A 9,174-nucleotide genomic window follows, 5' to 3' on the forward strand; every position below is an offset into this window, starting at 1 on the left:
CTTTTACCGTTTTGCCAGTTGAGCCGCGTTTTGCCCTGCTATCCGGCCGAACGTCAGGCACTGAGCGAGGATTCCGCCTCCGTGATAGTCGTGGTAGTAGAGGTTCACCGTTTCGCCGGCTGCGTAAAGCCCCCGGATCGGCGTCCCGTCCTGCTCCGTGACCTGCGTCTTCGTGTTGATCGTGAGCCCGCCGTAGTCCATCGTGATGGAAGGCGTGAGCGGGAAGAAGGCGTAAAGCTTTCCGTTCAAATCCAGCTTCGAGGCGAGGCTCCTGCGGGGCGGATCAGCCTCCAGGGCCGAGCCGTCCGCCTTCACCGCACGGTTGAAGGCTTCGAGCGTCGAGCGAAGGGCCGCCGCTGGAACGCCGAGCTTTCGGGCAAGCTCTTCGCACCCGTTGGCTTCGATCAGGCCGCCCTTGGCTTTATCAAAAAGGGCGATGGACATCCCGATTCTCTTTTCCTTCTTTCTGAGCGCCTCGTCAAAAACAAGGGCGACGGTCTGGCGGGTCTGCTGCAGCGTCGCCTTGCCAAAGGACGCGTAGCCCTGGGATTCGTCCACAAACCGCCGCCCCTGCAGATTGATGCCCACGCAGTATGGCAGCGCCCTGGTCGGAGAGCCCCGTCCGCTGGGGCCGTTGTAGACCACCGGAAGATGAAGCGACTCTACGCCGGCCATGCCACGGGTCCCCGCGCCGATTTCCTGCGCGAGCGCGATCCCATCGCCCGTGATCCATTTGTTGCCGCGAATCAAAATGTTTGCTCCGCCCGGGTGCGCCGCTTCAAGCATCGCCCTGTTGGCTGAATAGCCGCCGGTGCCGAGGATGAGGGCCTTGCAGCGGATCTCTAGAAGCCCGGCCTTCGTCTGGCAGATCACGCCCGCAATTTCTCCCTTGGAGCCTAAAAGAATGCGCTTGGCCTTGGTCTCAAACAAGGCTTCGCCGCCCAGCCTGCGGTATTCCGAGTAAAGAGCGGAAAGGAGCTTTGGCATTCCCTGGTACTGCCCAGGAGAGGCAAGCCTCACCCCAAGCCTCCAGGGGGCGGACTGCAGCCAGGGATTGAATTTCGCCCCGTGGCCCTCAGCCCATTGGACTGCGTCCAAGACGTTGTCGGCGAGCAAGCGGTAAAGATCCTTCCTGCCGCCACCGAGCGATTTCTTTGAGACGTCTTCGACAAAAGTCTGCCGGGAGGCTTCCGAATCATCGCGCGGCATCAGAAACGAGCCCATGCAGACTCGGGAATTGCCGCCTCGGAATTCCTCCTTCGCCTTGTCGATCATGAGGACCTTGGCGCCGGACTCGCGCGCCGAGAGAGCGGAAACGGTGCCCGAGAGGCCGCTGCCGATGACGAGAACGTCAGTCTCCAGGGTTTTCTCCGGCCTCCCCGTCACCCAGGCCAGGGCGGGTTCGGCCGCAAGCGCTCCAAGCGTAAAGCCCGCGGAGCTTAGAAAGAAGCTTCTTCTTGAAATATTCATGGATCCCTCCTTTCCCCGCATTGAGGTGATGCTCTGATGGGGCATCATCCCTGCTATGCCGAATCAAACCGCGCCCTTTCCTTTCGGGAGAAAAGAAGGAAAGGGCGCTGAATCAAGCCTTAGAAGCTCGTGCAGAGCCCGGACACAAGGCTGAATTCGCTCGGCTTCGTCTCAGAGCGGCCGAAATCCATCTTGTCGCGAATGTAGCTCGCGCCTGCATAGAGGTAGGTCCGCTTGGAGAGGTTGTACTGATAGGCCAGAGAAGCGGAAATGCGCTTCGCCTCGTAATCTGAGTCGTTCACGAGTTCGGCATCGCGGTAGCCCAGCGAGGCCTTGAAGGTCCCGGCTAGAGCCGGGAACATCGCGCCCGCGAGCACGCCCCAGCCCTTCGTGATGGCGTCCGTCCCTTTCTTGAGCCTCGTGAGCTCATAGGGCGTGGGCAGCCCGTTCATGTTGTCGAAGTACTGCCCCGCGAGGAACACCATGACCGGGGCGAACTTGTAGTTGCCGCCCAGCGTGAAGGCGTAGCCGTCGTCAGCCTTGCGGGTGGCCGCGGCGGTGTTGCTCCAGGCGATCCACTCGGCCGAGCCAAAGAGCGTGAGGGCGCTGTGCTTCCAGGTCGCCGCAAGGCCGCCGTAGCGGTCCGAGGAGGACTTGTTCTCGACGCCGGACGCGTTCTTCAGGTCGTCGGTCTTTCCGGAATAGGCGGCGTAAAGGGTGGCGCCACCAAAAGTGGGCGTCTTGTAGGCGAGGGCGTTGTCGGTCCGGCCCGAGTTGAAGCCGAAGACCGTCTTGTAGCCGCCCAGGTATCCGCCGCCCCAGCCGTGCGCGAACGGGCTGATGATTTTCGCCGCGATGCCCCAGGAGCCGAAGCCCGCCGTGAGATTCTGGAGGCGCCCTGCGGCAATCTCTCCGTAGCGGCCCGATGCATAAACGGAGGCCTCGCGGCCGAAGAGCCGGTTGCCGACCGCAGAAGCGTAAGCGCCGTTGTCGGTGTCAAAGCCGCTTTCAAGCACGAAGCCCACTTTTGCGCCGTTGATGTCTTCCGAGCCTTTGAGCCCCCAGCGGCTGCCCTTGCTGATCCCGGAGCCCATGGACAAGGTGTCGGTGGAGTCCGTGCCGTTGTCGAGATTCAGGTGCGTGTAGACGAGCCCTGTGTCGAGCACGCCGTAAATCGTGGTGTTGGGCGCGGCAAGCGACGATCCGGCGGCAAGCATTGAAGCGATCGCCGTCGCCTTGAAAATCGTGTTCAATCCTTTTTTCATGGCTTATGCGGAGGATCTTCCGCGATCCTCCGCTCCTTCAAGGTTATTTGTTGAATTCAATCGTCTGGCGGGTCGCGATGCCGCAGACGTTGTTCGGATGAAGCACAAACCAGCGGTTCCAGTTGGGAAGATCGACGCGGTAGGCCTTGCCGTTGGAGTCGCGTCCCGTGTAGGTCACCATGTAGCGGTCCGGCATCGAGGCGCGCTTGCTCTCGTCCACCCAGAAGTAGGTCTTCTTCTTGCCCTCGGCCGCCTTCACGGCCTGGTCGACCTCGGCCTTCGTGCTCATCTGCCCCTTGTTGTTGTACTGGTTCTCGACGATCTTCAGTCCGTCGGCCGTGGGCTTTGCGCCGTTGGCGGGCTTCGCGGACCCGAAGACGGCCTTGTTCTTGTAAGCGCTCAGGCGGTTGAGGAGGTTCATGGGCGAAGTCCTCGGATAGCGCTGGTCGAAGAAGGTGTAGCGACTGCGCTCGGGCTCGAGCATGACGTTCGCGCAGTTCGTGTCGCGCAGGGCCGCCTTGTAGCCCTTGCTCTTCAAGAGGTTGAAGCCCTTTTCGTTCGAATTGATCGCGTACTGCTTGTAAACGAAGGCGTTGTTCGGGTTCACCATGAGCGGACGCGCGAAGTAGTCGATCACGATCATCGAGGTCGGGATGACTTCGTAGACGTCCTCGTAGGTGAGGAAGTCGCGGATCTCGCGGTCCTTCGCGTCCTGGAGGGCCTTGCCCTTGAGCGTCGGGCTGAACTTCCAGATGAGGCTCCACTCCTTGATCGTGGTGAGGCCGCGGTCCATGACGTGCGAGAGGTGGTCGAGAATCGGGCGATCGTGCGCCTCGTCGCCCGTCAGGTCGCGGCCGCGGTAGACCTTGAGGTCGCCTTTGAAGGAAATGCCGTAGGAGTCGTAGTAGTTCCAGCCGTAATTCTTGAGCTCATTCGGGCGCAGCTGCTTCACCCAGGCGACCGAAAGGCCGGTCCCGGAGCGGGAGGCGCGAAGGATTTTCCCGGAATCCTTGGCCGTGGTGCCGTAAAAGACAAACTTGCCTGTCGCCTCGTTATAGTCCGGCGTGAGCTCCGCGGTGATCACTTCCGGCGTATTGAGGTCGGCGGTGCCGATCGCGAACATCTGCCGGCCGCCCTTCACCTTGTGCCCGTCAAAGACCGTGTCCCCGGTGTAGATGAAGTCCCTCACCATCTCGCGAAGCAGCTTCTGACCCTCGGCCGTCTCGGTGAGCTTGATCGCCCCCGAATGAGACTCTCTTTTCTTCGTGGCCCCGGAAATCGCGTCGGGTTTCTCGGCAGGGGCCTGCTTCGTGGCGGCGGACACGCCGTCGGGCTTCTTCTGAGCGTCGGCCGCGACGGCGTTAAGGCTCAGAAGGCCAGCCGCAGCTGCGGCAAAGCAGGCGGCTGCAATGCGGGTGATTTGCTTCATGTTTTCCTCTCCTTTGGAAGTAAAGACCTAGCTCTTTTTACTTAAGGGATCCTAGTTCAAAGAAGAGAGTCTATTTCACAATTTATTGAATGTATTGATTAAAAAGAAAGATGCAAGGCTTTTGGTGCATTTCTTGCATCAAAGACAAGAAGGTCCGGCCGCGCTTTCCCTCCGGCCTACAAAGCGAGCCTGGTGATCTCCCGCCCTGCGTAAGCCATGACGTCTATGAACTGAATAACCAACGAATCAGGGGACTTAGAATCTGCAAGAGAGGTGTAGGCGTAGCCGCGGAGCTTCGGAAGCTCCCAGTCTTGAAGAATGACCTTGAGCCTTCCGTCTCTGATGTACTCCGATGCCAAAGTTGCAGGGCACCCGACAAAAATCCCGTTTCCCGCGGCCGCCCAGTCCGCAAGCAGAAGCGAATTGTCGGACAGGATTTTGAAGCTGAGCTCCCCCTTGTAGGTTGCGCCTGTTTTTTTCTGTCGGAAAGAGATGCCCTGAAGGAAATGGGCGTTACCCGCGAGGGAAAAAGGCCTTAAATCATCCGGATGCTTGAGAAGGCCGTGCCTTTGGACAAAGCCGGGAGAGGCGCAGCACAGCTTTTTATGACAGGACACCACCCGCATCGCCACCCCGGGGATGTCGGCCTTGTAGGCGGTGACGATGAGGTCGACCCCTTTCCCAAGCCGCTCGAAGTAAGACTCGCTCGAGCTCAGGGTTTCGTGCACGAAGCTGCATTCCGGATGGCTCTCGGAAAAAAGCGTGATGGCCCTTCTCAAAAAGACGTTTGAAAAGCCGGTCGATGCGAGGATGTGAAGCTTCTGTCCCGGCATCGGGACGCCTTCCTTCATTTCTTCAATCGTCTTTCCCGAGACATAAAGGAGCTGCCGCGCGTGATCAAGCGCCGTCCTTCCCTTGTCAGTGAGCGAAGGCTCCTTCCCCTCTCGGCTAAAAAGCGGAAAACCCAGCCCCTCTTCAAGCTTAGCTATTTTCCGCCCGACGCTCGTCGCGTCCAACCTGAGCTTCCCGCCGGCCTCGTGAAAGGAGCGAGAGCTTGCGGCCGCGATGAAAACTTTCCAAAGATCGAGATTGAGCAGTGGATCGTTTTTCATCGTAGGTACCAAGATCTCGTGGAGTCAAGCACGAAGTGCAACGCTGTGAAATAAGAAGAGTCTGACTGCAGCGGGTTTAGGACTCTCCTGCTTCCCATTGAATCGCTGTGAACGAATTGCACTTCGGCTCATGACCCACAATACATTTAAGGCGCTATGGGATAAAAAGTAGATTAAAGCTTTAAACCTCTGCAGCCCACCGGCTCTGGTTAATCCTTATTTTTGTTGTTGCGGAAAAAAACTTTTTCCTGAATCTCACCTGTCAGAGTCGTAAACGACTCATTTGTGAGCCGCTCTGCAAGCTCCTCAGCCTCGGCCAGAATCCGAAGATTAAAGCTGTTGAGAAGGTCGTCCGCACGCTGCGGATCCTCCTTTGCGAGCTTCAGGTATTCCTCTTCCATTGCCGCCTGGCGAATGGCAGTTGTCTTCTCAAAGTCTTTGAACGCCGCCTTTACTGCAGGAGCGAGCTTCGTGTAGTCCGTCATCACCAGCGTTTGCAGCTTCCTGTACTTCCAGTACACGGAAAGGCTGTCGGCGTGGTCGGTGCCAAGGCCGTAGTGAAGAGGGACAGCCTTCAGCCCTTGGTAATAAGGCACGAAGACAGAAAGATCGGCCATGCCGAAAGCCATGTACTGCAAGCAGCCGATCGCCCGAGGGAGCCAGGGCCTCACCTGCAGCACGTGCGCTTCGTAGGTGCGGAACACGCTGATCGGGCGCCAGGGCTCCTCGCCGCGAAGGCCCGGATCATAGGGATCGTGCTCAGTACCCTCGTAATGGTCGCGCATCACGGCCTTCAGATCTTCGAGCGTAATTTTCCGCTCAGGCTGAAGATACACGGGGAAGCTACGCCCCGCAGCGGGATCCTGCTTGAGCGACGGATTGAATCGCTTCTGCATGATCCAGACCCGGGGATCGTTATATATGCGGTCGCGTCCGTCGTCGCGCGTGTAGGCGCGGGAGAAATCAAACGCACCATCCTTTTCCGGATTCCACAGCCCGTTCTTTCTTGCAAATTCCATCAGGCTGGGAGAAGCCATCTGGTCATCGCGAGCCGGATCGTATTCACGCAGCCGCCCCTGGTTGGCAGAAGCGAAATAGGAGTCTGCAGGAGTCCGCTGGGCCATCCACTGGTGCCCCGTGCCGGTTTCAAGGTACCAGGAGTCGTGGTCGTCAATAAATCCCACACCAAACCCTTCGCCGCATCCCTTTTCCTCAATGATGCGGCCGAGGAGTGCGCAGGCCTCGCGGGCGCTGCGTGCCTGCATAAGAAGGACATCGGCGATATCGTCTTCGGTGATACCGGACTCGGTGTTGTAGGGATCAAAGACCAGGGCGTCGTCGCGGGCGAAGATCGATTCCGTGCCAGTGAGGCCCACGCCCTCGCTGTTGAACCCGGCCGCCCCGTGCAGCCCCGTCTGCCAGTTGGGGATCGTCGTGTAGCGAAGCGTCTCAAAGGGATAGGGGTACTCGAAGGCGGTGGCTCCGTGATGATCCTTCGTCCGATACATGGAGCCCGAGGGATGCTGCGCCGCCTCGTGGATCACAAAGTGCTGGGCCTTGAGCGCGCTGCTGTCGGCGCTGCGAGCCAGAAGGAAGGAGCCGTCGGCCGAAGCCTTTTCGCCCACAATGATCGTCGTGCACATAAAACACCGCCTTTTAGAAATGGATCCGCGAGGCAAGAGCCTGCGGTCAAAAGAAAAAATGGAACTGCATCGGCCGGGTTCCCGCTTTTCAAGATTCGGGAACCCAGCTGATTCAAGGTGCTGCGGGACTACTTCATGTCAGCGCGCATAAATTCGCTCGAGAGCTTTCCGGACGTCGTGCACCAGGAAATGTTCATTCCGGGGGAGGAGTCGTCGCCGTGAACCGCATTGATAACCTCACCCGCGGCATAAAGGCCGCGAATTGGCTTCTTCGCCTTGTTCAGGACCCGCAGATGATCATCCACGATCACGCTGCCCATGGTCGTCGCAAAGCGCGGCTTCTGCTCCACGATGTAGTAGGGGCCTTCGGTCTTTGCTTCGCGCAGCATGAAGGCCTTCGGACGGCCGAAGTCCTCATCCTTTCCGGCCCGCACGAGCTCGTTGTAGCGGGCAAGCGTCGCCTTCAGGTTCGCCGCGTTGATGCCCGCGTGCGCCGCGGCTTCTTCAAGCGTCGCGCCATGGGCGAAGATCGGAGCGGAACTTCCGTTTGCCGCGAGCCACTTCTTCAGGTTTTCATCCGTGACTCCCTGGGTCTTGATGCCTTCGACGAATTTGTTCCAAGTGGGCTCGTCCATCACGAGGTACAAAAGTCCGCCCGGCTGCTTTTCAAGAACCGTGAGGATGTTGTGGTTGGAAGCCTTTTCGTTGACCACGCGCTTGCCGTCCTTGTTGACAAGGAAGCCCGCTTCCTTCCAAGCGCGGTAGTTGCCCTGGATGATGGAGGTGGCGGTGCCGGGAGCGGATTCAATTCCATTGGGATAGCGCTTGCCGTACTCCATGTTCTCCAACTGCGCGCCCACTTTAACCGCCATCCGGTGGCCATCGCCGGTAGAAGACTGCGGTCCATAGTAGAGCGCGCTCTTCAGGGGCTCAACCAGCATCGCCTTGTTCGCCCCGTAGCCGCCGGTCGCAAGGAGCACTGCTTTTGCATGCACCGTGACCGTGTCGCCGCCTCTTTTAGCCTTGACCCCCGTCACCCTGCCGTTTTTAACGATGAGCTCTTCGGCCCGCGTGTTGAGCAGGAGCTTCGCGCCGGCCTTCTCCACTGCGCTCTGGACTTTCGGATAAAAGCCCGAGCAGTAGCCCTTGAGGTAGAGGCTCCGATCAAAGCGGAATTCCGCCCGGTACTGCAGCTTCTGATCGATAAAGGTCGGATGGAACGTGCTGATCACCCAGTTGGCGACCCTGGGAGAGTTTTCCGCCAGGAGCTTGAGGGTCGTGAGGTCGTTCTTCAGATGCCCGTTGGCAATCAAATCCTGGACCAGGCTCTGGGGCGGATCATACGGGACCCCTTTCGCCTTCTGGAGGTCGGAGCCCTGAATCGCATACTGCCCGCCACAGAGCATGGAGGCTCCGCCGGGGAATGCCATCTTTTCAAGAATCACAACCTTTTTCCCGTGCGAGGCGCTGTCGTAGGCCGACATAATTCCGGCCCACCCGGAGCCGATCACCGCGATGTCAGCGTTGATGGTCTGGTTTGCGGCGTATGCACTTCCAACGGAACACAAGGCGACTAAAAGGACCGTTTTCTTTAAAAGATATTGCATGGCATCCTCTCTTTTACCTAGTTCTGAATCCCGCTTAGTTTAGAGACGCTTTTTGGGGAACACAATAAGAGTCACAGATAAGAATCGGACAGCTATCCGTCTGCCAGACAAACCCAGCCCTGTCTGAGAATTAAGAGCCCGCTCAGCTGCACCATAGGGACGGCAGGTGAACTGGTATGGATTTCTTGGACAGATGTAAGACGGAATTATTTTAGGCATCCGGCTTTTCAATTTCTCGAAAAAATTTCTGTCGTAATCAGCAGCATTCAAGACACCGTTTCCTGTTTCTCCTTCTGGCGCTGCTGCCGGTACTCTGACGGGGGGATGTTGCCGATCACTGAGCAAGGCCGGCGGTTGTTGTAAAAATCGATATAGAAGGCAATGCTGTCATTCTGTTCCTGGAAGCTCGGCTTCTCCCTGCTGAGCAGGGAGTTATACAGGGATTCGACCTTAAAGGTGCCGTTGAAGCTCTCCATGGTGGCATTGTCATAGCAGTTGGCCGTGCGGGAGAAACTTTGCGCCACGCCCATATCAGCAAGCAGCTGCCGGAAGGTCTCCGAGGTATAGATGCTCCCGCGGTCACTGTGAAGCATGGCTCCGGGAGCAAATTTGCGGAACGACAGGATCTGCAGAGTGGCGACCGCCAGC

General features: G+C 58.5%; 7 protein-coding genes. All 7 read right to left on the reverse strand.

What is annotated here, in order from left to right:
- Positions 1 to 3: 3 nt before the first annotated feature.
- The gene (locus MAF45_RS01575) at positions 4 to 1,470 is read right to left on the reverse strand and encodes an FAD-dependent oxidoreductase (protein WP_237977798.1); all 1,467 of its coding nucleotides are present in this window, start codon (positions 1,468 to 1,470) and stop codon (positions 4 to 6) included.
- A gap of 119 nt (positions 1,471 to 1,589) precedes the next feature.
- Positions 1,590 to 2,735: a porin gene (locus MAF45_RS01580; protein WP_237977799.1), complete on the reverse strand. Its 1,146-nt coding sequence runs from the start codon at positions 2,733 to 2,735 to the stop codon at positions 1,590 to 1,592.
- Positions 2,736 to 2,778: 43 nt separating this feature from the next.
- Positions 2,779 to 4,164 (reverse strand): hypothetical protein, encoded by a 1,386-nt coding sequence (locus MAF45_RS01585; RefSeq protein ID WP_237977800.1) that lies wholly within the window; start codon positions 4,162 to 4,164, stop codon positions 2,779 to 2,781.
- Between the two features lie 176 nt (positions 4,165 to 4,340).
- Positions 4,341 to 5,276 (reverse strand): LysR family transcriptional regulator, encoded by a 936-nt coding sequence (locus MAF45_RS01590; RefSeq protein WP_237977801.1) that lies wholly within the window; start codon positions 5,274 to 5,276, stop codon positions 4,341 to 4,343.
- Between the two features lie 209 nt (positions 5,277 to 5,485).
- Entirely contained in the window at positions 5,486 to 6,919 is a 1,434-nt protein-coding gene (locus MAF45_RS01595) for a C69 family dipeptidase (RefSeq protein ID WP_237977802.1), read from the reverse strand.
- A gap of 128 nt (positions 6,920 to 7,047) precedes the next feature.
- Complete coding sequence (locus MAF45_RS01600) at positions 7,048 to 8,526, reverse strand: FAD-dependent oxidoreductase (protein ID WP_237977803.1); 1,479 nt, start codon at positions 8,524 to 8,526, stop codon at positions 7,048 to 7,050.
- Between the two features lie 266 nt (positions 8,527 to 8,792).
- The coding region (locus MAF45_RS01605) for an integrase core domain-containing protein (RefSeq protein ID WP_237977804.1) at positions 8,793 to 9,174 on the reverse strand (382 nt) is incomplete at its 5' end.

The organism is Mesosutterella porci, from assembly GCF_022134585.1.
Classification (GTDB): Bacteria; Pseudomonadota; Gammaproteobacteria; order Burkholderiales; family Burkholderiaceae_F; genus Mesosutterella; species Mesosutterella porci.

What these genes read in the sequence shown, in the direction of transcription:
- MAF45_RS01600 (WP_237977803.1), bottom strand. Translation starts at nt 8,526, where the DNA reads ATGCAATATCTTTTAAAGAAAACGGTCCTTTTAGTCGCCTTGTGTTCC.
- MAF45_RS01595 (WP_237977802.1), bottom strand. Translation starts at nt 6,919, where the DNA reads ATGTGCACGACGATCATTGTGGGCGAAAAGGCTTCGGCCGACGGCTCC.
- MAF45_RS01585 (WP_237977800.1), bottom strand. Translation starts at nt 4,164, where the DNA reads ATGAAGCAAATCACCCGCATTGCAGCCGCCTGCTTTGCCGCAGCTGCG.
- MAF45_RS01575 (WP_237977798.1), bottom strand. Translation starts at nt 1,470, where the DNA reads ATGAATATTTCAAGAAGAAGCTTCTTTCTAAGCTCCGCGGGCTTTACG.
- MAF45_RS01580 (WP_237977799.1), bottom strand. Translation starts at nt 2,735, where the DNA reads ATGAAAAAAGGATTGAACACGATTTTCAAGGCGACGGCGATCGCTTCA.
- MAF45_RS01590 (WP_237977801.1), bottom strand. Translation starts at nt 5,276, where the DNA reads ATGAAAAACGATCCACTGCTCAATCTCGATCTTTGGAAAGTTTTCATC.